The organism is Stenotrophomonas aracearum (assembly GCF_031834615.1).
In the GTDB taxonomy this organism is placed as follows: domain Bacteria; phylum Pseudomonadota; class Gammaproteobacteria; order Xanthomonadales; family Xanthomonadaceae; genus Stenotrophomonas; species Stenotrophomonas aracearum.
Genome location: NZ_CP115543.1, coordinates 2,791,097 through 2,813,508, shown reverse-complemented (window position 1 = coordinate 2,813,508; position 22,412 = coordinate 2,791,097). Strand labels below are relative to the sequence as shown.

The 22,412-nt window shown below is 68.1% G+C and carries 17 protein-coding genes and 1 pseudogene; 11 read left to right on the top strand and 7 right to left on the bottom strand.

Annotation, left to right across the window (positions count from 1 at the left end):
* The first annotated feature begins 109 nt into the window (after window positions 1–109).
* Window positions 110–2,416 (top strand): TonB-dependent receptor, encoded by a 2,307-nt coding sequence (locus PDM28_RS12780; protein ID WP_311182319.1) that lies wholly within the window; start codon window positions 110–112, stop codon window positions 2,414–2,416.
* Window positions 2,417–2,511: 95 nt separating this feature from the next.
* On the opposite strand, the gene rnd is transcribed toward PDM28_RS12780, so the two are convergent.
* Window positions 2,512–3,594 carry a ribonuclease D gene (rnd, locus tag PDM28_RS12775; protein ID WP_311182318.1) on the bottom strand — a complete coding sequence of 361 codons (1,083 nt, stop codon included), beginning with the start codon at window positions 3,592–3,594 and terminating at the stop codon, window positions 2,512–2,514.
* An 82-nt stretch (window positions 3,595–3,676) separates the two neighbouring features.
* Between rnd and PDM28_RS12770 the strand changes: the two genes are divergently transcribed.
* Together PDM28_RS12770 and PDM28_RS12765 are read left to right on the top strand one after the other, a co-directional pair.
* Complete coding sequence (locus PDM28_RS12770) at window positions 3,677–5,572, top strand: formylglycine-generating enzyme family protein (RefSeq protein ID WP_311182317.1); 1,896 nt, start codon at window positions 3,677–3,679, stop codon at window positions 5,570–5,572.
* Between the two features lie 50 nt (window positions 5,573–5,622).
* Window positions 5,623–6,540, top strand: coding sequence for a M48 family metallopeptidase (locus tag PDM28_RS12765; RefSeq protein WP_311182316.1), 918 nt, complete (start codon window positions 5,623–5,625; stop codon window positions 6,538–6,540).
* A 209-nt stretch (window positions 6,541–6,749) separates the two neighbouring features.
* On the opposite strand, the gene xseA is transcribed toward PDM28_RS12765, so the two are convergent.
* Together xseA and queG are read right to left on the bottom strand one after the other, a co-directional pair.
* Window positions 6,750–8,090 carry an exodeoxyribonuclease VII large subunit gene (gene xseA, locus PDM28_RS12760; RefSeq protein WP_311182315.1) on the bottom strand — a complete coding sequence of 447 codons (1,341 nt, stop codon included), beginning with the start codon at window positions 8,088–8,090 and terminating at the stop codon, window positions 6,750–6,752.
* A gap of 67 nt (window positions 8,091–8,157) precedes the next feature.
* Window positions 8,158–9,246: a tRNA epoxyqueuosine(34) reductase QueG gene (gene queG, locus PDM28_RS12755; RefSeq protein WP_311182314.1), complete on the bottom strand. Its 1,089-nt coding sequence runs from the start codon at window positions 9,244–9,246 to the stop codon at window positions 8,158–8,160.
* A gap of 53 nt (window positions 9,247–9,299) precedes the next feature.
* On the opposite strand from queG, the pseudogene PDM28_RS12750 reads away from it, so the two are divergent.
* The 6 genes and pseudogenes from PDM28_RS12750 to PDM28_RS12725 form a co-directional block, all read left to right on the top strand.
* Window positions 9,300–10,112 (top strand): annotated as a pseudogene (locus tag PDM28_RS12750) (NAD(P)H-hydrate dehydratase); the annotation flags it as partial.
* 5 nt (window positions 10,113–10,117) lie between these two features.
* Window positions 10,118–10,600 (top strand): tRNA (adenosine(37)-N6)-threonylcarbamoyltransferase complex ATPase subunit type 1 TsaE, encoded by a 483-nt coding sequence (gene tsaE, locus PDM28_RS12745; RefSeq protein ID WP_311184689.1) that lies wholly within the window; start codon window positions 10,118–10,120, stop codon window positions 10,598–10,600.
* Window positions 10,601–10,682: 82 nt separating this feature from the next.
* Window positions 10,683–12,332 carry an N-acetylmuramoyl-L-alanine amidase gene (locus PDM28_RS12740; RefSeq protein WP_425507600.1) on the top strand — a complete coding sequence of 550 codons (1,650 nt, stop codon included), beginning with the start codon at window positions 10,683–10,685 and terminating at the stop codon, window positions 12,330–12,332.
* A gap of 496 nt (window positions 12,333–12,828) precedes the next feature.
* Window positions 12,829–14,694 (top strand): DNA mismatch repair endonuclease MutL, encoded by a 1,866-nt coding sequence (mutL, locus tag PDM28_RS12735; RefSeq protein ID WP_311182312.1) that lies wholly within the window; start codon window positions 12,829–12,831, stop codon window positions 14,692–14,694.
* A gap of 11 nt (window positions 14,695–14,705) precedes the next feature.
* A complete protein-coding gene (locus tag PDM28_RS12730; protein WP_311182310.1) occupies window positions 14,706–15,641 on the top strand; it encodes a DUF1684 domain-containing protein in 936 nt (311 codons plus the stop codon).
* A gap of 5 nt (window positions 15,642–15,646) precedes the next feature.
* Window positions 15,647–16,597 carry a TraB/GumN family protein gene (locus PDM28_RS12725; protein ID WP_311184687.1) on the top strand — a complete coding sequence of 317 codons (951 nt, stop codon included), beginning with the start codon at window positions 15,647–15,649 and terminating at the stop codon, window positions 16,595–16,597.
* A gap of 70 nt (window positions 16,598–16,667) precedes the next feature.
* Here the strand turns inward: PDM28_RS12725 and phaR are convergent, their stop codons facing one another.
* The 3 genes from phaR to gluQRS form a co-directional block, all read right to left on the bottom strand.
* A complete protein-coding gene (phaR, locus tag PDM28_RS12720; protein WP_102944597.1) occupies window positions 16,668–17,192 on the bottom strand; it encodes a polyhydroxyalkanoate synthesis repressor PhaR in 525 nt (174 codons plus the stop codon).
* Window positions 17,193–17,530: 338 nt separating this feature from the next.
* Window positions 17,531–18,271 (bottom strand): beta-ketoacyl-ACP reductase, encoded by a 741-nt coding sequence (phbB, locus tag PDM28_RS12715; RefSeq protein WP_311182308.1) that lies wholly within the window; start codon window positions 18,269–18,271, stop codon window positions 17,531–17,533.
* Between the two features lie 67 nt (window positions 18,272–18,338).
* Window positions 18,339–19,223, bottom strand: coding sequence for a tRNA glutamyl-Q(34) synthetase GluQRS (gene gluQRS, locus PDM28_RS12710; protein WP_311182307.1), 885 nt, complete (start codon window positions 19,221–19,223; stop codon window positions 18,339–18,341).
* Window positions 19,224–19,315: 92 nt separating this feature from the next.
* Between gluQRS and htpX the strand changes: the two genes are divergently transcribed.
* Window positions 19,316–20,188: a protease HtpX gene (gene htpX / locus PDM28_RS12705; protein WP_070208529.1), complete on the top strand. Its 873-nt coding sequence runs from the start codon at window positions 19,316–19,318 to the stop codon at window positions 20,186–20,188.
* Between the two features lie 476 nt (window positions 20,189–20,664).
* Here the strand turns inward: htpX and PDM28_RS12700 are convergent, their stop codons facing one another.
* Window positions 20,665–21,492: an inositol monophosphatase family protein gene (locus tag PDM28_RS12700; RefSeq protein ID WP_102944600.1), complete on the bottom strand. Its 828-nt coding sequence runs from the start codon at window positions 21,490–21,492 to the stop codon at window positions 20,665–20,667.
* Window positions 21,493–21,612: 120 nt separating this feature from the next.
* On the opposite strand from PDM28_RS12700, the gene PDM28_RS12695 reads away from it, so the two are divergent.
* Window positions 21,613–22,383 (top strand): RNA methyltransferase, encoded by a 771-nt coding sequence (locus PDM28_RS12695; protein WP_311182306.1) that lies wholly within the window; start codon window positions 21,613–21,615, stop codon window positions 22,381–22,383.
* Window positions 22,384–22,412: the final 29 nt, after the last annotated feature.

Sequence of the window (22,412 nt, the reverse complement as noted above, 5' to 3'; positions counted from 1 at the left end):
CGATGGGGAGTCGCAGACGCCACTGCCGGGTCAACGTGGGCTTGAAACTCGTTTGAAACATCGGCGCAATATCGTGCCGCATCTCAAACGCGCTACCCGAGCCCACCGAATGTCTTTCCATCGCACTGTTTCTGCTTCGACCCTGCGTCAGCCGCGCCCGCATGCCCTGGCGCTGGCCTGCACCGCGCTGCTGGGCCTGAGTGGCACCGCGCGTGCCCAGGACGCCAGCCCGACCTCGCTGGACGCCATCACCGTCACCGCCGACCACCGCGAGCGCAACCTGCAGGAGGTGCCGGTTTCGGTCGGCGTGGTCCAGGGCGAACGCCTGCGCGAGTTCACCGCCGGTGGCGACGACACCCTGCTGGCCCTGAGTGGCCGGGTGCCGAGCTTCTACGCCGAAACCACCACCGGACGCATCTTCCCGCGCTTCTATATCCGCGGCTTGGGCAACATCGACTTCTACCTGGGTGCCTCGCAGCCGGTCTCGATCATCCAGGACGACGTGGTGCTGGAACACGTGGTGCTCAAGTCCAACCCGGTCTTCGACGTGGACCAGGTGGAAGTGCTGCGTGGCCCGCAGGGCACGCTGTTTGGTCGCAACACCACCGCCGGCATCGTCAAGTTCGACAGCATCAAGCCCAGCCAGGACTACGCCGGTCGCGTGCAGGCCAGCTATGGCACCCATGGCAGCGTGGCGGTGGACGGCGGCTTCGGTGGTCCGATCAACGACATCGCCTCGTTCCGCGTCTCGGCGCTGTACCAGCATCGCGATGACTACGTGGACAACACCTACAGCGGCCCCAGCGCCGACGGCACGGTGGCGCCGAAGAAGAACGCGATGGGCGGCTTCGACGACCGCAACGTGCGCGCGCAGCTGCTGCTGCAGCCCAATGAGAACTTCTCGCTGCTGGCCTCGGCGCATGCGCGCGACTACGAAGGCACCTCGACCCTGTTCCTGCGCAGCGCGATCAGCAACGGCTCCAACCGGGTGGACGTGCCGCGCGACCAGGTGGCCTACGACGAAGCCGACAACAACCCGCAGGCGTACAAGACCTACGGCGGCTCGCTGAAGGCGATCTACGACTTCGGCAATGTCTCGCTGACCTCGATCACCGCCTACGAAACCACCTCCGGCTACAGCCGTGGCGACACCGACGGCGGCGCGGCGGTCAACTTCCCGGTCAACGGCGTGCCGAACGGCTACGGCCAGTCGATGGGCCAGGTCCGCGACCTGGACCAGTGGACCCAGGAAGTGCGCCTGGCCAACGCCGACGACAACCGCCTGAAGTGGCAGGTCGGCGCGTACTACTTCGACGGCCGCGACACCACCGACTTCTATCAGCGCGCCTGGTTCCTGCAGGGTGCCGCGCGCAACCCGAACAACTGGGTGCGCCTGCGCAACACCAACACCTCGTTCGCTGGCTTCGGCCAGCTCAGCTACGACGTGACCGACAGGTTCACCTTGACCGCCGGCCTGCGCCAGACCCGCGACGAGAAGCGCACGCGCCTGCTCAAGACCGCCGACACCGCCGCCGGCGTGGTCACCTACCGTGGCCGCACCGACGTGGAAATGTCCGACACCACCCCGAGCTGGGACCTGAGCGCGATGTATGCGTTCAACCCGCAGGTGAGCGTGTACGCCAAGGTCGCGCGCGGCTTCCGTGGCCCGACCATCCAGGGCCGTTCGGCGGTGTTCAACGCCGACTTCACCACGGCCGATTCGGAAACCATCCTGTCGTGGGAAGCGGGCGTCAAGAGCAGCCTGTGGGACAACCGCCTGCGACTGAATGCCACGGCGTTCACCTACACGGTCAACGACATCCAGCTCAACGGCAACGACTCCAACGGCAACGGCGTGCTGTTCAACGCCGACAAGGCCAAGGCCTACGGCCTGGAAGCGGACATGGAGCTGCGCCCGATCCCGAACCTGAGCCTGACCGCCGGCGTGAGCCTGCTGCACAGCGAGATCCAGGACGACCGCGTGTATGCGCAGGTGTGCGCGTTGAACGGCGTGGTGGTGTGTACGGTGAACGACCCGACCATCAAGGTGGGCGCCAATACCTTTGCGCAGATCGATGGCAGCCCGCTGCCGAACGCGCCGAAGTACAACCTGAACTTCGCGGCGCGTTACGACATGCCGGTGAACGACAGCGATGCGGTGTTCATTTCCACCGACTGGAACAAGCAGGGGTATACGAGCTTCGTGCTGTACGACACTGCCGAGTTCAATTCGAAGGGGAGCTTCGAGGGTGGTTTGAAGCTGGGCTACTCCGGCAACTATGGTGCGTGGGAGGCGGCGTTGTTTGCGCGCAACATCACCAACGAGAAGAACCTGAAGGGCGTGATCGAGAACTACATGGCGGCGGTGTACAACGAACCGCGGACCGTGGGGGTTTCGTTGAATCTCAACTGGTAATGCGTGGAGCCGGCCGGCACTACAGTGAAGCGGGGCCCCGCGCGTGCGGGGCCCACCAACGCCGGTAGAGCCACGCCCTGCGTGGCTGCGCGCTATCAGGTCGCGGCCGGCAACAACGGCGCCAGCACCGGTTCCAGCACCGCCTGTCGCCAGCCGGCCAGGGCCTGCGGCCACTTTCGGCTTTCCAGGTAGCTTTCCAAGTGCTTGCGCGAGGCCAGCACGCCGTCGGGCAGGCCGAGTTCGGCGGTGCGCGCGCTCACTGCGTCCTGCAACCGCTTCAGGGCCTGCTTGTTGGCGTCGTTGGCAGGCAGCGCCAGCGGCGCCTCGGCTTCGTCGTGCAGCGGAGTGTCCAGCGCCTCCCACACCTGCGTGGCGAGCTTGCGCGGCGCCTTCGGGAATCCTTCCATCACCTTCGCCAGTGCGGCCGCGTCGGCCGGCGGGGTGCGGGCGAGCAGGGCGGCCAGCTCGTTGTCCAGGATCCAGCTGCGCGGCTTGTCGCTGGCACGCGCCTGCACGTCGCGCCAGCGCAGCAGGCGCAGCAGGCGGCGCTGCGCGGCCGCGTCCATGAACTGCGCCGAACGCATCGCCACGTGCGGCCAGCGTTCTTCGTCGTGCTCCACGCTGGCCAGCAGGCGCTCGGCGTCGTCCTGCAGCCACTGGCGGCGGCCGAGTTCGGCCAGTTTCGCTTCTTCCACGTCGTGGATCGCGAACAGGTACTCCACGTCGTCGGCGGCATATTCCAGCTGCGCGTCCGAAAGCGGGCGGCGCATCCAGTCCGAGCGGGTCTCGCCCTTGGCCAGGGTCACGCCGGTGATCGCGGTGACCAGCTTCTGGTAGCCCATGCCCCCGCCGATCCCGGCCAGCGAGGCGGCGATCTGCGTATCGAACAGCGGACGGGGCAGCACGCCGCAGGCCACCTTGAAGGTGACCAGGTCTTCGCTGGCGCTGTGCATCACCTTGGTGATCGAGGTGTCTGCCAGCCACTTGGCCAGCGCTTCGTTCATGCCCGGGATGAGCGGGTCGATCAGCAGGATTTCATCGCCGACCGCCATCTGCACCAGGGCCAGCTGCGGCCAGTAGGTGCGTTCGCGGATGAACTCGGTGTCCAGCCCGATCCGGGTGGGGCGCTGGCGGTAGCGCTCGTCCAGTTCCGCCGGGGTTTTGATCCAATAGGCCACGTAGGGGTTCCGTCTACTGCAGGTTTGCTCAGGTGAGGGAGAATAGCCTAACGTCGAACCTGCCCCGCCGAAGGATCCCGAATTGCGTATTCCAGGCCCCGCCCCGTTGTTGCTGGCCGCGCTGCTGCTGGCCACGACCGCGTGCTCGCCCGACACGCCTGCCCCGACGCCGCCAACGGCGCGCCAGGCCGAGCCGGCGAAGCAGAAAGCGCCGGCCAAACCGGCCAAACGCGCCGCCCCGGCGCCGGCCCAGGTCACCATCGGCGGGGAAGACGCCGCCGAGACTGCGCAGCGCTGGCAGCCGCCAGCGGTGGTCATTGCCGACGACGGCGTGGCCCAGGCGCGGCGGGATGCGAACAAGGCCCTGGCCGGAGACCGGCTGTATGCGACGGCTGCCGACGCCATCCCGATCTGGCTGGCGCTGCTCGAGCGCGACCCGAAGGACCGCCAGGCCCAGGCTGGGCTGGCCAAGGCCCGCCAGCGCCTGCTCGGTGACGCTTCGGCCCTGCTGGAGCGCCCGCTGAAGCAGCGCGAGGCGGTGGCGGAAGCGGGCGAGATGGCGCTGGTCCTGCTGACCGTGGCGCCGGACGATCCCAAGGTGCGGCAGCTGCAGTCCCGGGTGGAACTCGCGCAGCGGGTGATCGCCTACAACCGTGCGGGTGAAGACGACCTGCGTGCCGGCCGGGTCGGTGAAGATGGCGACGGTGCCATTCCCAACTTCCGCGAGGCGCTGGCGCTGCAGGCCGACAGCCCGCGGGCGCGGCAGGGCCTGGCGGCGGCCGAAAGCGCGTTGATCCGGCGCGCCGAAGCGGCCGCGCGCAGCGCCGACTTCACCGCCGCTGGCACCTGGCTGGCCGAAGCGGCCAAAGTGCGCGACTCGGCGCCGACCATCGACGACGCCTTCGAGCGGATCGAATCGATCCGTGCCCAGACCCTGGTCCGCCTGCGCGACCAGGGGCTGCGTGACCTGGCTACCCCGCAGGGGCTCAAGCCGGCGCGCGAGAAGCTGGAGGACGCGCTGCGCATCGCGATGCCGGGCGACCCGGTGGTGGCGCAGCTGCGCGAGCGCATCGAGCTGGCCACCCATTACGGCAGTTTCCGCCCACGCCAGGTGTTCAGCGACGCGCTGCGCGATGGCGGCCGCGGTCCACAGATGATCGTGGTGCCGCACGGCGGCTTCCAGATGGGCGCCGGCGACAGCGAGCTGGGCGCCAGCGATGCGGAAAAGCCCGCGCATTACGTGCGCTTCGAGCGCGGCTTCGCGATGGCGATCACCGAAGTCACCGTGGCCGACTACCGCCGCTACGTCCAGGCCAGCAACGCCCGCCCGCGTGCTACCCGGCGCGGCCATTCGATCATCTACGACGAGCGCAGCGGCAACTTCACCCGCAGCAGCGGCGTGGACTGGCGCTCGGGCTACGACGGCACCCCGGCCATCGCCAATTCGCCGGTGATGCACGTCAGCGTGCGTGATGCCGAACACTATGCGATGTGGCTGTCCGAGCAGACCGGGCGCTCCTACCGCCTGCCCAGCGAAGCCGAATTCGAATACGCCATGCGCGCCGGCACCAGCGGCCGGTATCCGTGGGGCAACGAGGGCACGCCGCCGCCGCTGTCGGGCAACTTCACCGGCGGCGAAGACGTCTCGCCGTCCGGCCGGCGCTGGTTCAATGCCTTCGTCGGCTATGGCGACGGCTGGTGGGGCCCGGCCCCGGTGGCCACCTTCGAGCCCAACGCCTGGGGCCTGCACGACATGGCCGGCAACCTCAGCGAGTGGGTGGCCGATTGCTGGCATGCCAGCTACCGGCGGGCGCCGGCCGATGGCCTGGCCTGGTTCAACCCGGGCTGCCGGCAGCGGGTGATCCGGGGCGGCAACTGGGCCAATGCGCCGGAGCAGACCCGGGCCGCGTGGCGACAATCACAGGATTCGGACACGACCAGCGCCAGGATCGGGTTCCGCCTGGTCCGGGGTATCTGACCGGGCGGATTTGGCGGTAGCATTTCCCTCAACCCTCAGGAACCACCAGCATGCGCAGCGATCCCTTCGGCGGTCAGCAGCAGCAACGGGCGCGGCGCCCGGGTTTGTTCGGCAACATCCGCTGGTGGGTCCTGCTGGCGTTCGCCGGCTATGCCGCGTTCTACTGGTTCTCCAACCGCAGCGTGGACCCGTATACCGGCGAAAGCGTGTTGATCGACAGCTCGCTCGATGCCGACCAGGAAATGGCGATGGGCCTGCAGGCCTATCAGGAGATACTCCAGCAGGAGCGCCCGCTGGATCCCAACGCGCAGGTCTCGCGCGACGTCCGCGCCATTGCCGAACGCCTGATCCGCAAGGTCGACGTGGTGGAAACCTCGCTGGCCGAGGAGCACGGGTTGAAGCCGGCGCATTTCTCGCGTGATTTCCAGTGGGAAGTCAACGTCATCCAGTCCGACCAGGCCAACGCGTTCTGCCTGCCCGGCGGCAAGATGGCGGTGTACACCGGGCTGGTCCCGGTAGCGCAGACCCAGGACGCGATGGCAGTGGTGATGGGCCATGAAATCGCGCACGCACTGCTGCGCCACGGCGCCCAGCGCATGGCCCAGCAGAAGCTCACCCAGATCGGGCAGATGGCCGGTGCGGCCAGTGGCATGGACCCGGGGCAGCAGCAGATGGTGATGTCGGCGATGGGCTATGGGTATCTGTTGCCGTACGCGCGCAGCCATGAAACCCAGGCCGACGAGGTAGGCCTGATGCTGGCGGCGGCCGCCTGTTTCGACCCGCGCGAAGCGATACCGCTGTGGGAGCGCATGGGCCAGGCCAGCGGCGGCCAGGCGCCGCTGGAGTTCTCGTCCACGCATCCCAACCCCGGCACGCGCATCCAGAACCTGCAGGCATTGATGCCAAAGGCAATGGAGTACCGCCAACGGTTCTGTGAAACGGCAGGCGGATCAACGGCGATGCGTTGAACGCCATCTTCCCGCCAGCCCGTAACAATTCGTAGTGACACGCCATGCGTGTCAACCGCGCGCAGCGCGGCTCGAGCATCCGTAGACGATTCCCAATCGTCGGCAACATTTTGGCCGGCGTTTAACCCCGAACGAAGCGCGCGTCAGGTGTTCATGATGCCTGAACGAAGAGCGGACACGCATGGCGTGTCCCTACGCATCCGGGCGATTCACATGTCCCGGTCCGCCACCACCACGTCGATCACCCCGTCCTGCACGCGCGCCTTCAACGCATCTCCGGGCGCCACATCCAACGGCGACCGCACCAACCGGCCGTCGTCTTCCCGCGTAAGAATCGCGTAGCCGCGCGCCACCGTCGCCAGCGGGCTCACCGCTTCCATCGAACGCGCCAACGCGCGCAGACGCAGGGTGTCGCGCTGCAGCTGCCGCGCCATCGCCGCTTCCACGCGCGGCAGGGCGCGCTGCAGGCGCTGTCCCAAGGCATCCAGCTGTCGTTGCGGGTGGCCGTTGCGCAACACGACGGCGGCATGCCGCAGGCGCGCCAGGCGGCGTTCGTGCTGTTGCTGCCAGATGCCGGCCAACCGCCGCGCCAGGTCCTGCTGGCGACGCTGCAGCAACTGCAGGCGGTTCTGCGGGCTCTGCGCGTTGAGCCGCAGCAGGGCGCGGTCGGCGCGCTGCATGGCCTGGCCCAGCCCGTGCCGTTGCAGTTGCACCAATCGTGCCGCCTGGCGGCGCAGGCGCAGCTGCAGGTCGCGCTGGTCGGGCACCAGCAGTTCGGCCGCCACCGACGGCGTCGGTGCGCGCAGGTCGGCGGCGAAATCGGCCAGGCTGAAGTCGGTTTCGTGGCCCACCGCCGACACCACCGGCGTGGTGCTGGCGGCGATTGCGCGGGCCAGCTGCTCGTCGTTGAAGGCCCACAGGTCTTCCATCGAGCCGCCGCCGCGGGTCAACAGGATCACGTCGTAGCGGCCGCTGGCGTCGGCACTGCGCAGCAGCGCGGTGATCTGCGCGGCGGCGCTGTCGCCCTGCACCAGGCTGGGCAGCAGGTCGACTTCCAGCAGCGGGAAGCGTCGTTCCAGCACGCTGAGTACGTCGCGCACGGCCGCGCCGGTGGGCGAGGTGATCACCGCCAGCCGGCGCACGTGGGCGGGTAGGGCGCGCTTGCGTTCGGGCGCGAACAGGCCTTCGGCGTCCAGCCGCGCCTTGAGCTGCTCATAGGCACGGCGCAGTGCGCCTTCGCCGGCTTCTTCCATGTGGTCGAGCACCATCTGGTACTCGCCGCGTGCTTCGTAAAGCGTCAGGCGGCCGCGCGCAAGCACGCGCATGCCTTCGCGCGGCACGAATTTCAGCCACTGGCTTTTGGGCTTGAACAGGGCCGCGCGGATCTGCGCGCGCGCGTCCTTCAGGGTGAAATACATGTGGCCGGAGGCGGGGCGGGTCACGCTGCCCAGCTCGGCTTCCACCCACACCGACGGGAACGCGCCTTCCAGCAGGTCGCGGGCCAGGATGTTGAGCTGGCTGGGCGTGAGGATCTGCGCGCTACGGTCCATGACGGGTCAAACGGTACGAACGGGCGTCCATGGTCGCACGCCCGGGCGCGCGGCGTGCAGGCGGCGGTCAGCCGGCGTTGCCGCGCGTGACGTGCTGCTGCAGCGCCCATTGCACATGCTCGCGCACCAGCGCGGAGGGGTGTTCCACGCGCGACTGCAGCGCGGCCAGGGTATCGGCATGGCCGGGCGCGTTGCCCAGCGCCACCGCGATATTGCGCAGCCAGCGCTCATGGCCGCTGCGCCGGATCGGGCTGCCTTCGGTGCGGCGCAGGAATTCGTCTTCCTCCCACGCGAACAGCTGGGCCAGGGTGGCCGTATCCAGATCATTGCGCGCACGGAAATCCGGCTCGTCGGTGCGCCGCGCGAACTTGTTCCAGGGACAGACCAGCTGGCAGTCGTCGCAGCCGTAGATGCGGTTGCCCATCGGCACGCGCATGTCTTCGGGAATGGCGCCGTCGTGTTCGATGGTCAGGTAGGAAATGCAGCGCCGCGCGTCGAGTCGCTGCGGCGCGATGATGGCCTGGGTCGGGCACACGTCGATGCAGCGTGTGCAGGTGCCGCAGTGCGCGGTGGCCGGTGTGTCCACCGGCAGCGGCAGGTCGATGTAGATCTCGCCCAGGAAGAACCACGAGCCGCCGTGGCGGTCGATCAGGCAGGTGTGCTTGCCGATCCAGCCCAGTCCGGCGTTGCGCGCCAGGGCGCGCTCAAGCACCGGCGCGGAATCGACGAATACCCGGTAGCCGAACGCGCCGATCTCCGCTGCGAGCGCGTCGGCGAACTTCTGCAGGCGGTTGCGCATCAGCTTGTGGTAATCGCGGCCCAGCGCGTAGCGCGCCACGTAGGCGCGGTCGCCGTCGTGCAGGGTGTCCCAGGCCTGGGTGTCGTCCTTGTGGCCGTAATCCATGCCCACCGAGATCACGCGCACGGTGCCGGGCAGCAGTTCGGCCGGGCGTGCACGCAGGGTGCCATGGCGTGCCATCCACTCCATGGTGCCGTACAGGCCTTTGCCGAGCCAGTCGGCCAGGTGTGCTTCGTCCTCGCCCAGTTCGATGCCGGCGATGCCGCAGCGCTGGAACCCGTGTTCGCGCGCGAGTGCGCGCACGCGCTCGGCAGCGCGTGGCAGGTGGACGGGCGTGGGCAGGGGAACCGCGGACATGGCGACAAGTATAGAATCCCGGCATGTCCGAGCTTGCTGAACCGTATGACCTGTGGGAAGCGCAGCGCCTGGTGCCGCTGCTGCCGCCACGGCCCGTGGACAGCCACAAGGGCCGCAACGGCCATGTGCTGTGCGTGGGCGGCAATGCGGGCAGCGGCGGTGCGGTGATGCTGGCGGCCGAATCGGCGCTGCGTGCCGGTGCCGGGCTGGTGAGTGTGGCCACCCAGCCACAGCACATCGCGCCCCTGCTCAGCCGCTTGCCGGAAGCGATGGTGCACGCGGTGGAAGACAGCAGTGACCTGCCGTCGTTGCTGAAGCGCGCCTCGGTGGTGGCGATCGGCCCCGGACTGGGCCAGGACGACTGGGCGCGTGAGCTGTGGCGCCAGGTGCTGGGCTGCGGCAAGCCGCTGGTGATCGACGCCGACGCGCTTAACCTGCTGGCTGCCCATCCGCAGCCGCTGCGCGACGCGATCCTGACCCCGCACCCGGGCGAAGCCGCGCGCCTGCTCGAAACCGACACCGCTACCGTGCAGGCTGACCGCGTTGCCGCCGTTACCGCGCTGGCGGCACGCTTCAGCGCGGTGGTGGTGCTCAAGGGCGCCGGAACACTCGTGGCCGCGCCGCACGGGCGGCCCAGGCGCATCGCTGCAGGCAACCCCGGCATGGCCGTGGGCGGCATGGGCGACCTGCTTACCGGCATCATCGCGGCGCTGCGTGCGCAGGGCCTGGACGCGTTCGACGCCGCCAGCGGCGGCGCGCTGCTGCATGCCCTGGCCGGCGACGACGCGGCCCGCGACGGCCAGCGTGGCCTGCTCCCCACCGACCTGCTGGTGCCGCTGCGCCGGCGGGCGAATCCGGAACCGTGATGCCCATGATCGATTTCTTCCTGGCCGAACCGCAGGACACCGACCTGCTGGGTCAATGGCTGGCCGCGACCCGCCCGCCGCATGCGGTGGTGCAGCTGCAGGGCGACCTGGGTGCCGGCAAGTCGACACTGGCGCGGGCGCTGTTGCGCGCACTGGGGGTAGAGGGCGGCATCCGCAGCCCGACCTACACGCTGGTGGAGCGCTACCCGCTGGCCGACGGGCACGAGGCCTGGCACCTGGACCTGTACCGGATCGGCCAGGCCGAGGAGCTGGATTTCCTGGGGCTGGACGAGGGCAGCGCGTCGCTGTGGCTGGTGGAGTGGCCCGAGCGCGGCGCCGGTGCGCTGCCGGCGACCGACCTGATCGTGGCGCTGGAAATCGAGGGGCAGGGCCGTCGCGCGCGGCTCTCCGGGGTCAGTGCGGCCGGACATGAATGGCTGGAACGGCTGCCGCAAGGGGGCGACTTGCAGGCCCTATCTGTGGGCTGACAGTAGGAAAGACCCCCAGGTTACGGATTATTAAGGAAAAAGCGGTTGCATTTCGTTCAGCGCGGTGATTGAATCCTCAGCCATGCCAATGGGGAAACCACTCACCGCCCTCTTTGCCGCCGTCGGACTCTGTCTGGCGAGCGCGATGTCGTGGGCTGGCGAGGTCCGTCAGGTTGCGCTGGAGACCGGTTCGACCGGCACCCGCGCGGAGATCGCGCTGGCCGGCAGCGGCGGTTACAAGACGCTGAGCCTGTCCGGTCCGAACCGGCTGGTGGTGGATTTCCCGGATTCGAGCGCGGTGCGCAACCTGAAGCTGCCTGCGCCCACGGGCGTGGTCACGGCGGTGCGTACCGGGCAGCCGGTGCCGGGCACGTTCCGGGTCGTATTCGACCTGGCCGAGTCGGTGGCGCCGTTCAAGCCGCAGATGGTGAAGCAGGGCCAGGATTCGCGGCTGGTGATCGAGTGGCCGGGCGATGCGCCGGCCAGCGTGGCCAAGGCGCCCGTAGCGAGTGCGCCGGTTGCGTCCGCGCCTGGAACGACCACGCCGGCAACCTCCCAGACCGCGTCTACGCCGGTGGCCGCGCAGCCGACGCCGGCGCCGGTTGTCCAAACGACCCGTACCTTGCCGCCGACGCCGGCGGAAGCCGCGCAGGCGCAGGCGCAGGCGCGTGCCGATGCGGCCCGCGCGGCGGCGCTGCTGACTGCTACGGTTCGCCAGCAGGCGAGTGCGAGTGCGGCGACGGCGGTGCCGACGCCGGCAGCGCCGACCGCAGTAACTACGACCAATGTGGCCGCAGCCGGAACCGCGAACGCGGCCAGCAATGCGGCGTCGCCGGCGGCGATCCTGGCCGGGCAGCCGACGGCGGCAGTGGCACCGGCGCAGCCTGCGCCGACGCCGGTGCAGACGACGGTGGTACCGCCGCGTCCGGTGATGCCGAGCGATGCGTCGCGGGTAAAGATGCAGTCGGGCATGCGCCCGCTGGTGGTGGCGATCGATCCGGGCCATGGCGGCCAGGATCCGGGAGCGGTGGGGCCGACCGGGAAGCGGGAGAAGGACATCACGCTGGCGGTGGCACGTGAGCTGGCGCGCCAGGTCAATGCGACGCCGGGCCTGAAGGCGTACCTGACCCGCGATACGGACGTGTTCATTCCGCTGCCGATGCGTGCGCAGAAGGCGCGTTCGGCGAAGGCGGACATCTTCATTTCGATCCACGCGGACGCGGCGGAAAACCGCGCGGCGACGGGGTCGTCGGTGTATGTGCTGTCGACGAAGGGTGCGTCTTCGCAGCGTGCGCGCTGGCTGGCGGACAAGGAAAACGCGGCGGATCTGGTCGGTGGCGTGCGCCTGCAGCAGACGGAGGGCACGCTGGCCAACGTGCTGCTGGACCTGGCGCAGAGCGGTTACATGAAGGCCTCGGAAGATGCGGCGGGGCATGTGCTGGGTGGGTTGAAGCGCATTGGCAAGAACCACAAGCCGAACATCGAGCGCGCGAACTTCGCGGTGCTGCGCACGTCGGACATGCCGGCGATGCTGGTGGAAACGGCGTTCATTTCGAATCCGGATGAAGAGCGCCGCCTGATGGACCCGGCCTACCAGCGCCAGATCGCGGGTGCGGTTCTTGATGGCGTACACACGTTCTTCAGCCGCCAGCCTCCGCCAGGCACGCTTTACGCGGCCCGCGCCCAGGCCGAAATAGACGCCGCCGGCACGGTTGCCGGGGGTAGTAAATAAGAACCCGCGAAAGCGGGTTTTTGTTTGTTTGGGTGCGGTATTCGACGGGGTGCGTGGTGCCGGGCTTTGCCCGGCTGCTGTTGGATTTGGGCGAACAGCCCTCGGCTGAGACATTGCCTGGGGTGGGGCCGGCGGGCGGGGGGTACGGGACACGCCTTAAATCTCCCGTTAGGCTCGGGCGGCACATCCATGTGCCTTCACGGTCCCGTACCCTCCACCCGCCGGCCCCTCGACAGTGCACAGGAAGCCTAGGGAAACGCGTAGCGCCGGGCTCTGCCCGGCTGCTCTTTCTCACCGCTTCGCGACCATGTATGGGGGCGGCCGCCGGGTAGCCCCCGGAGGGACGCTAGAAAACATGGATGTTTTCTAGCAGCCTACATGGACGTACTTGCGGCGTGTCCCGGAGCGGGGCTGCCCGGCGGCCGCCCCAGCACGGATGAACTGAAACGCTGCTCTCAGCGGATAGCGGGCCGCCGCATTTCGCTATCATCTACACATGAGCATCCGCCAACTCCCCGAAATCCTCATCAACCAGATCGCTGCCGGCGAAGTCGTCGAACGACCTGCTTCGGTGGTCAAGGAACTGGTGGAAAACGCGCTGGATGCCGGCGCCAGCCGGGTTGATATCGACCTGGAAGAGGGCGGGGTGCGGTTGATCCGTATCCGCGACGATGGCGGCGGCATTGCGCCGGAGGAACTGCCGTTGGCGGTGTCCCGGCATGCCACCAGCAAGATCGCCAGCCTGGATGACCTTGAAGCCGTGGCCACGCTCGGGTTCCGCGGCGAAGCGCTGCCGTCGATCGCCTCGGTGAGCCGGTTCACCCTGGCCTCGCGCCGGCGCAGCGACGAGCATGGCTCGGCGCTGCAGATCGAGGGCGGCAAGCTGGGCGAGGTGACCCCGCGTGCGCATGCGCCGGGCACGACCGTGGAAGTGCGCGAGCTGTTCTACAACGTGCCCGCGCGCCGCAAGTTCCTGCGCGCCGAACGTACCGAGCTGGGCCACATCGAAGAATGGCTCCGCTCGCTGGCACTGGCGCGCCCGGATGTGGAACTGCGCGTGTCGCACAACGGCAAGCCCTCGCGCCGCTACAAGCCCGGCGATCTGTATTCGGATGCGCGCCTGGGCGAAACCCTCGGCGAGGATTTCGCCACCCAGGCCATGCGCGTGGACCACAGCGGGGCCGGCCTGCGCCTGCATGGCTGGATCGCGCAGCCGCATTATTCGCGCGCCAGTACCGACCAGCAGTACCTGTACGTCAACGGCCGTTCGGTGCGCGACCGCAGCGTCGCCCATGCAGTGAAGATGGCCTATGGCGACGTGCTGTTCCATGGCCGCCAGCCGGCCTACGTGCTGTTCCTGGAACTCGATCCCACCCGGGTCGACGTCAACGTGCACCCGGCCAAGCATGAAGTGCGCTTCCGCGATTCGCGCCTGATCCACGACTTCGTCTACCGCACGCTCAAGGAAGCGCTGGCCGAAACCCGCGCCGGCATGACCGCCGTGGGCGCGAGCGCCGAAGGCGTGGCTGAAGCCGCCGCTGCGATGTACGCCACCGCGCCCCCCGGCAACGGCTACGCGCTCGCTGGCGGCGGCGGCGGCGGTGGCGGCATGGGCAGCCAGGCCTGGCGCCCGCAGCAGTCGCCGCTGGGCCTGCGCGTGGCCGATGCGCCGTCCGCATATGCGGCGCTGTACGCGCGGCCGCCCGGCAGCGACGACAGCAGCCTGCCGCCGATGCCGAGCGAGCAGGGGTTGCCGGTGACCGCGGCCGACAGCGGCGTACCGCCGCTGGGCTACGCGGTGGCGCAGCTGCACGGCATCTACATCCTGGCCGAGAACGCCGAAGGCCTGATCGTGGTGGACATGCATGCCGCGCACGAACGCATCGGCTACGAGCGGCTGAAGACCGCGCACGACGCCACCGGCCTGCACGCGCAACCGCTGCTGGTGCCGATCACCCTGGCGGTGGGCGAGCGCGATGCCGACACCGCCGAGCGCGAAGCCGAAACGCTGACCGCGCTGGGCTTTGAAATCACCCGCTCCGGTCCTGGCTCGCTGCATGTGCGCAGCATTCCCGCGCTGCTGGCCAATGCCGAACCGGAAGGCCTGCTGCGCGATGTGCTCACCGACCTGCGCGAACACGGCCAGAGCCGGCGCATTGCCAGTGCACGCGACGAACTGCTGTCGACCATGGCCTGCCACGGTGCGGTGCGCGCCAACCGGCGGCTGACCCTGCCGGAAATGAACGCGCTGCTGCGCGACATGGAAATTACCGAACGGTCCGGCCAATGCAACCACGGCCGGCCAACCTGGGCCCGTTTTTCACTGGCGGAAATCGACCGCTGGTTCCTGCGCGGACGTTGAAGGGGAGCACGATGCGTATCTGGGGATGGGGACTTGGCGCGGCACTGCTGGCGCTGGGCCTGGCAGGCTGCGGCGACAAGGAGGCTGCGCCGGTCAAGGCGGCGGTGGATCCGGCGTTCGCGGCCGAACAGCAGCAATGGCGCCTGCAGCGCTACAACGAACTGCACGCGCCCGATGGCTGGACCAGCCTGGTGGGCCTGCATTGGCTGGAACACAAGGCGCATTACATCGGCAGCGGCCCCGGCAGCGGCATCCGCCTGGCGGTGGGTCCGGCCAAGCTGGGCATGGTGGCGCGCAATGGCGACACGGTCACCTTTACGCCTGAGCGTGGCGTGGCGCTGAGCGTGGACGGCAAGCCGTTGACCGGTCGCATCCGCTTCTACAGCGACCGCGACGCTGCGCCTACGAAGATCGCCTTCGACGACGGCAAGGGCCAGCTCAGCCTGATCCATCGCGGCGAGCGCTTCGCGCTGCGCGTGAAGCACGCCGATGCGTACTCGCGCAGCGGCTTCACCGGCCTGGACTACTGGCCGGGCGGTCCGGACTGGCGGGTCAAGGCGCGCTTCGTGCCGCACCCGGTGGGCAAGACCCTGCCGATCGTGGATATCACCGGGCTCACCACCGACATGCCCAACGCGGGTGCGCTGGAGTTCGAGCGCGACGGAAAGACCTGGCGGCTGGAAGCGCTGGGCGAGCCGGGCCGCGAGCTGTTCGTGATCTTCGGCGACCGCACCAGCGGCCACGGCAGCTATCCGGCCGGGCGCTACCTGGACCTGCCGCCGCCGGACGCCAGCGGCAACCTGGTGATCGATTTCAACCATGCCTACAACCCGCCATGTGCGTTCACGCCGTTCGCCACGTGCCCGCTGACGCCGCCGGAAAACCGCCTGGACCTGCCGGTCGAGGCGGGCGAAAAGGCCTATCACCCGCCCCAGGGAGGGGCTTGACCATGATGATGTTGAAGCGACTGGCGGCGCCGCTGCTGCTTGCCACCGGCCTGCTGCTGGGCACTGCGGCCAGTGCCGAGCCTGCCACGCCCCCGGCCGCGTCGACCGCGCCGGTGCCGCTGCTGTGGAAGGTGACCGGGCCAGGCGACAGCCGCCTGTACCTGCTGGGTTCATTCCACCTGCTGCGCGCCGAGGACTATCCGCTGGCGGCCGACGTGGACCAGGCCTTCGCGGCGTCGAAGCGGGTGGTGTTCGAGCTCTCGCCGCAGGACATGCAGTCGCCGGACCTGACCCGCAAGATGCTGCAGGCGGCGATGCGTACCGATGGCAGCGAGCTGAAGCGCGACCTGGACGCGGCAACCTGGACCAAGCTGCAGAAGTACGCGGCCGACAACAAACTGCCGCTGGCCCAGCTGCAGGGCATGAAGCCGTGGTTCGTGGGCTTGACCATCACGCTGTCGCAGTTCACCAAGATGGGGCTGGACCCGGAACTGGGCCTGGACCGCCATTTCATGGCCCGCGCCGCGGACGCCGGCAAGCCGACCAGTGGACTGGAAGACATCGACACCCAGGTGGCGGTGCTGTCGGGCATGTCGCTGCAGGAACAGCAGCAGATGGTGGCCGAGGCGCTGGACCAGGCCGACCAGGCCGACGCGGAAGGCCGCAAGCTGCATGATGCGTGGCGTCGTGGCGACGACAAGCTGCTGTGGACCTCGATGGCTGCGGAGATGCGCGGCGAGTATCCGCAGTTGTACAAGCGCATCAACACCGACTGCAACGACGCCTGGGTGCCCAAGCTGGAGCAGCAGCTCAAGGCCGGGCAGGGCGGCACGCTGGTGGTGGTGGGCACGCTGCACCTGCTGGGCGAGGACGGCGTGGTCGAAAAGCTGCGCGCCCGGGGCTACCAGGTGGAGCGGGTCTGCAGCGGCTGTGCCAAGCCCAAGACCAAGCGCTGAACCCTTCAGCCGGAAACGAAAAAAGGCGCGGCCCGGGGGCTGCGCCTTTTTTTATGGTGCCGCGCGTGGATCAGCGGCGGGTCTTGCCGGTGGCCGGGGCCTCGGGCTTGCCGGTGCCGGTGCCGGTCCCTGTGGAGGTGCCCGGCGGGCGCGGGCCGAAGCCGCCGCCCATGTTGCGCTGGAAATCCTGCCAGAGTTCGAGGTTGCGTTCGGTGAGCTGGTTCATCATCGCCCACGGTGTCTGGCCGAGCAGGTTGCCCATCTGCTGGCGGAACTGCTGCTGCTGGTCCAGGAACACCTGCATGCTGCGCTCCAGGTAGTTGCCCATGAAGCCCTGCAGGGAGTCGCCATAGAAGCGGATCAGCTGGCTGAGCAGCTGGGTGGAGAGCATCGGCTCGCCGTCCTGTTCCTGGTCGGCAATGATCTGCAGCAGGACGGAACGGGTCAGGTCGTCGCCGCTCTTGGCGTCACGGACCTCGAAGTCTTCACCGTCCAGGATCAGCTGGCGCACATCCTCGATGGTGATGTAGCTGGAAATTTCGGTGTCGTAGAGACGGCGGTTGGGATACTTCTTGATGATGCGGTTCGCAGCCATGAAGCAATCACTCGCAAGCGTAGGCGCGAAGCATGGCGCAGCGCAGCAGGCGTTGCAACCTCCTTAGGTCATATTTCGCATTTCTTCATGCTGCGCAGCATCGGGTGCAGCAATTGGTGCCCGCAACGCCTGCTGCGCTGCCCACGATTTGCTGCGCAAAACGTGGGCCCCTGCGGCATGTTTCCTTATCCCCGCGCCTTCGGCGCGCCCCCTTTAACAAAAAGGGGGCTCTCCTCCAGATGGAGGGAGGGTTACTTCATTGAAATATCGGGGGAATCCGTAGTGCCGGCCGCTGGCCGGCTCCTCGCGATAATGGGTTGGTAACGGTTATGTAACCGTTACCAACCCATATGGTGGCCGCCGTTGATGTCGAGATTCGAACCGGTGATCCAGGCGGCTTCTTCGGCGACCAGGAAAGCGACTGCGTACGCGATTTCCTCGGGCTTGCCGAGGCGGCCGGTGGGGATGTCGGCGATGATCTTGGCGCGGACTTCGTCGGGCACGGCCATGACCATGTCGGTGGCGACGTAGCCGGGGGAGATGGTGTTGACGGTGATGCCGAAGCCGGCATTCTCGCGTGCCAGCGAGATGGTGAAGCCGTGCATGCCGGCCTTGGCGGCGGCGTAGTTGGCCTGGCCGTACTGGCCCTTGAGGCCGTTGATGGAGCTGATCTGGATCACGCGGCCCCAGCCGCGGCGGCGCATGCCTTCGATGACCGGGCGGGTGACGTTGAACACCGAGTTGAGGTTGGTGTTGATCACGTCATGCCACTGGTCGGCGCGCATGCGGTGGAAGGTGGTGTCACGGGTGATGCCGGCGTTGTTGACCAGGATCTCGACCGGGCCGAGCGCGGCTTCGACGGCGCGTACGAGCTGTTCGGCCGATTCGGGCTCGGAGACGTCGCCGGGGAAGATGGCGACGTCATGACCCTGCGCCAGCATGCGGTCGCGCCAGGCCAGGGCCTTGGCTTCGTCGCGGTAGTTGGTGGCAACCCGATGGCCCTGGTCGGCCAGACGTTGGCAGATGGCGGAACCGATACCGCCGGTACCACCGGTGACCAGTGCGACGCGAGATGTCATGAGCAGCTACTCCGGGACCAGCAGGGGGGAAAGCGATTCTGCAACATCACGGCGAAAAAGGGGCGGCTCAGGCCGGGTCTGCGGCGAGTCGGATGTCGCCCGGTGGCAAACGCGCGGGATCGAAGCCGGCGCGGGCCCGGTCGAGCAGCGCGGGGACGTCGGAAACCTGGGCCAGCACGGCGGTGTCCTGGCCGAGCTGTGCCCAGGCCTGCTGGAGGGCGGGCACCGGGGCGTGCGGGTCGACCGGGCGGGCGGCGTCGGATTTGGACAGCTTGTGGCCGTCGGGCTCGAGCAGCAGGGGCAGGTGCAGGTAGTGCGGGGTGGGCAGGCCGAGGGCCTGCTGGAGCAGGATCTGGCGGGCGGTGGAGTCGAGCAGGTCTGCGCCGCGCACGACGTCGGTAATGCGCTGGTCGGCGTCGTCGACGACGACGGCGAGCTGGTAGGCCCAGTAACCGTCGGCGCGGCGCAGGACGAAGTCGCCGACCTCGGCATGCACGTCCTGCTGGATCGGGCCGCGCAGGCCGTCCTGGAAGGTGATGAGGCTGCCGGGCGGGACGCGCAGGCGGATGGCCGGTCGGGCCCGCTCCGTACGTCCAACGCAGTAATGGTGGATGCCGTGCTGGTCGGCCAGGTCGGTGCGGCTGCAGTGACAGGGGAAGGCCTTGTCCTCGGCCAGCAGCCGGTCCAGGGCGGCCTGGTACAGGGCATCACGCTGGCTCTGGTGGACGATGGGGTCGTCGCTGGCCAGCCCGAACGCGGCAAGTGCAGTCAGTTGCTGGTCGATGGCGCCGGGGACGGTGCGGGGTGGATCGATGTCTTCAATGCGGACGGCCCAGCGGCCGCCGGCATGGCGGGCGAGCAGCCAGCTGCCGAAGGCGGCCAGCAAAGAGCCGGCGTGGAGGGGGCCGGTGGGGGAGGGGGCGAAACGCCCTCGGTAGGCAGTCATGGACATGAACTATGAATCGTCGGTCAGGTTGTGGCTTGAATTCAACCTGAAGTCCCCGCAGATTTGCGGATAACCCCTACATACAAGCAGCCTCTGCCATGTTCAGCCGTATTGCACTCTTCCTCGCCACCAACTTTGCTGTGCTGCTCCTGGCCAGCCTGGTGATGCGACTGTTGGGCGTCAATCCCACCCAGATGAGCGGTCTGCTGGTGTTCGGCGCGATCCTGGGCTTCGGCGGTTCGCTGATCTCGCTGCTGATGTCGAAGTGGATGGCCAAGCGCTCGACGGGCGCGGTGGTGATCAAGGAGCCGCGCAACCAGACCGAGCGTTGGCTGCTGGCGACGGTGGAGCGTCAGGCGCGCGAGGCGGGCATCGGGATGCCGGAAGTGGCGGTCTATGACGGTCCGGAAATCAATGCATTCGCGACCGGTGCGAACCGCAACAATGCGCTGGTGGCGGTGTCTACGGGCCTGCTGCACAACATGAGCGAGGACGAGGCCGAGGCGGTGTTGGGCCACGAGATCGCGCACGTGGCCAATGGCGACATGATCACGATGGCGCTGCTGCAGGGCGTGTTGAACACGTTCGTGATCGTGGCGGCGCGCATTGTGGGCGGCATCGTGGACAGCGCGTTGTCGGGTAACCGCGAGGGCGGTGGTCGTGGCTTCGCGTACTTCATCATCGTGTTCCTGCTGGAAATGGTGTTCGGCCTGTTCGCCACCATGATCGCCATGTGGTTCTCGCGCCACCGCGAATTCCGCGCAGACGCCGGCGGTGCGCATCTTGCTGGCCGCCAGAAGATGATCGCGGCGCTGGAGCGCCTGAAGCTCAACCACGGCCAAAGCACGCTGCCGACCCAGATCGCGGCGTTCGGTATTGCCGGTTCCACCGCCAAGAAGCTCTTCCTGAGCCACCCGCCGCTGGAAGAGCGCATTGCTGCGCTGAAGGCCGCGAGCAGCACTGTGGCGTAATGGCAGAGGTTTGATGTTCTACAAACGCCCGGCCGGTTGGTCGGGCGTTTTTGTTTGGGTTGAAAGCCAAAGCCAAGGCCAAAGCCAAAGCCAAAGCCAACGTCTGCGAAATCGCGCGCCGAGGGCCGGCGGCTGCAGGGGTACGGGGGGGCGCCGTGAATCCTTCCATGGAGGCTCTTACGAAACATCCATGTTTCGTAAAGCCCCCCGTACCCCTACAGCCGCCGTCCCTCCCACAGGCGGTCGGTGGCCTTGGGAATAGCAACGGCAACGGCGTCTCTTCGTTTGCGGTCATGCCTTACCGAACGCGGATGATTTCACGGCGGCCGCCCCTGCACGTGGCAGCGAGGCGCCGGCTGTTCGCGCGGAGCCCAGCGAGCCGTGAAGCAGCTGGGCAGAGCCCGGCTCTACCGGCGGGACCCGAAAACAACAACGGCGCCCGAAGGCGCCGTTGCTGGATGATCATTTCAAACCGATCAGAACTTCGCGTCGAACTCTGCGGCATACCCGGTGTTGACCAGGACCTTCTGCAGGATCTCGCTGTTCTTCACGTTGCCGGCGACGATCTGCTGGGTTTCCGGGCCGCGGCTGTCCATGCGGGCCGGGGTGGCGCCCTTGAAGTCGCAGACGCGGCCGCCGGCTTCGCGGACCAGCAGTACGCCGGCGGCGATGTCCCATGCCTTCACGCCGGCTTCGAAGTAGGCGTCGGCACGGCCGCAGGCCACGTAGGCCAGGTCCAGCGCCGCCGACCCGGTGCGGCGCACGTCTTCGGCCTGCACCAGCAGCGCGTCGACCGCCTTCAGCTGGGCGCTGGTGCGGTTGCGCTCGCGCGGGGCGAAGCCGGTGTGGATCATCGCGCCGGACAGGTCCTTGCGGTCGGCCACGCGGATGCGGCGGTCGTTGAGCACGGCACCGGCGCCACGGCTGGCGGTGAACAGTTCATTGCGGAGCGGATCGAAAATCACCGCATCGATCGGCTCGCCGTTTTCCACCAGCGCGATCGACACACAGTAATGCGGGAAGCCGCGCAGGTAGTTGCTGGTGCCGTCCAGCGGGTCGATCACCCACATGTACCGGTTCACGGCCTGCACGCCACCTTCTTCGCCCATGATCCCGTAGTCCGGGTAGGCGCGCTTGAGTTCCTTGACGATCACCTTTTCCGCATCTGCATCGACTTCACTGGCGTAGTCCATGCGCCCCTTCTGCACGACGTTCAACGCCTCCAGCTTGTTGATGTTGCGCAACAGGACGTTGCCGGCGAGGCGGGCGGCCTTGACCATGACGGTGACGGCGGGTTTCTGCATGGCGAAAAGCTCCCGGAAAGGCAGAGATGGGGTACTGGCGGGGGAAAAGAGCGGTTCCGGCGCAAAGGCCGGTCGCACAGTTTACCATTTGTGACTGTCCTGCTCGCGTTTGGCCTGTTCATGTCCGCACATTCCGTTCAATCCCGCATCCGATTCGTCCTCGTGGGCACCCAGCACCCCGGCAACATGGGCGCCGCCGCCCGTGCCATGAAGACCATGGGACTGGGCCGGCTGGTGCTGGTCGCGCCTGAAAAACCGCTGGACGAAGAGGCCTTCCGCCGCTCGGCCGGCGCCGAGGACGTGCTCGGCGACGCCCCCGTGGTCGCCACACTGGCCGAAGCCGTGGCTGACTGCCGGCTGGTGCTGGGCTGCACCGCGCGTGCCCGTCGGGTCCAGCTGGAGGAACTGCTGCCGGCCGTGGCCGCCCAGCGCGGCCTGGCCAAGGCCGCCGAAGAAGAAGGCGAGGTGGCCTTCGTGTTTGGCCGCGAGCGCACCGGCCTGACCAACGAGGAACTGCAGCTGTGCCACCTGGCCGTGCACATTCCCTCCAACCCCGAGTTCAGCTCGCTGAACCTGGCCGCCGCCGTGCAGGTGCTGGCCTACGAACTGCGCATGGCCAGCCTCGGCGGGATCGAAGCCGCCGCCCCGGCTGATCCTGAACACCGTGAACAGCCGGCCAGCCATGCCCAGGTCGAGGGCCTGTTCGGCCAGCTCGGCCAGACCCTGGATGAGATCGACTTCCACAAGGGCCGCGCCCCGGACTCGGCGATGCGCAAGCTGCGCCGCCTGTTCCTGCGCTCGGAACTCAGTGAACAGGAAGTGCGCCTGCTGCGCGGCATCCTTGCCGATGCCCAGCGGATGGCCCGCCTGGCCAACGCCAAGCCCGAATGACCTGACGCACGTCTCACTTTTTCGGGTAG

Excerpts from the sequence above, each read along its gene's own strand:
- queG (WP_311182314.1), bottom strand. The coding sequence starts at position 9,246 with ATGTCCGCGGTTCCCCTGCCCACGCCCGTCCACCTGCCACGCGCTGCC.
- PDM28_RS12695 (WP_311182306.1), top strand. The coding sequence starts at position 21,613 with ATGTCCGCACATTCCGTTCAATCCCGCATCCGATTCGTCCTCGTGGGC.
- phaR (WP_102944597.1), bottom strand. The coding sequence starts at position 17,192 with ATGGCTGCGAACCGCATCATCAAGAAGTATCCCAACCGCCGTCTCTAC.
- PDM28_RS12740 (WP_425507600.1), top strand. The coding sequence starts at position 10,683 with ATGCCAATGGGGAAACCACTCACCGCCCTCTTTGCCGCCGTCGGACTC.
- PDM28_RS12765 (WP_311182316.1), top strand. The coding sequence starts at position 5,623 with ATGCGCAGCGATCCCTTCGGCGGTCAGCAGCAGCAACGGGCGCGGCGC.
- htpX (WP_070208529.1), top strand. The coding sequence starts at position 19,316 with ATGTTCAGCCGTATTGCACTCTTCCTCGCCACCAACTTTGCTGTGCTG.
- tsaE (WP_311184689.1), top strand. The coding sequence starts at position 10,118 with ATGATCGATTTCTTCCTGGCCGAACCGCAGGACACCGACCTGCTGGGT.
- phbB (WP_311182308.1), bottom strand. The coding sequence starts at position 18,271 with ATGACATCTCGCGTCGCACTGGTCACCGGTGGTACCGGCGGTATCGGT.
- PDM28_RS12730 (WP_311182310.1), top strand. The coding sequence starts at position 14,706 with ATGCGTATCTGGGGATGGGGACTTGGCGCGGCACTGCTGGCGCTGGGC.
- mutL (WP_311182312.1), top strand. The coding sequence starts at position 12,829 with ATGAGCATCCGCCAACTCCCCGAAATCCTCATCAACCAGATCGCTGCC.
- xseA (WP_311182315.1), bottom strand. The coding sequence starts at position 8,090 with ATGGACCGTAGCGCGCAGATCCTCACGCCCAGCCAGCTCAACATCCTG.
- PDM28_RS12700 (WP_102944600.1), bottom strand. The coding sequence starts at position 21,492 with ATGCAGAAACCCGCCGTCACCGTCATGGTCAAGGCCGCCCGCCTCGCC.
- gluQRS (WP_311182307.1), bottom strand. The coding sequence starts at position 19,223 with ATGTCCATGACTGCCTACCGAGGGCGTTTCGCCCCCTCCCCCACCGGC.
- PDM28_RS12780 (WP_311182319.1), top strand. The coding sequence starts at position 110 with ATGTCTTTCCATCGCACTGTTTCTGCTTCGACCCTGCGTCAGCCGCGC.
- PDM28_RS12725 (WP_311184687.1), top strand. The coding sequence starts at position 15,647 with ATGATGTTGAAGCGACTGGCGGCGCCGCTGCTGCTTGCCACCGGCCTG.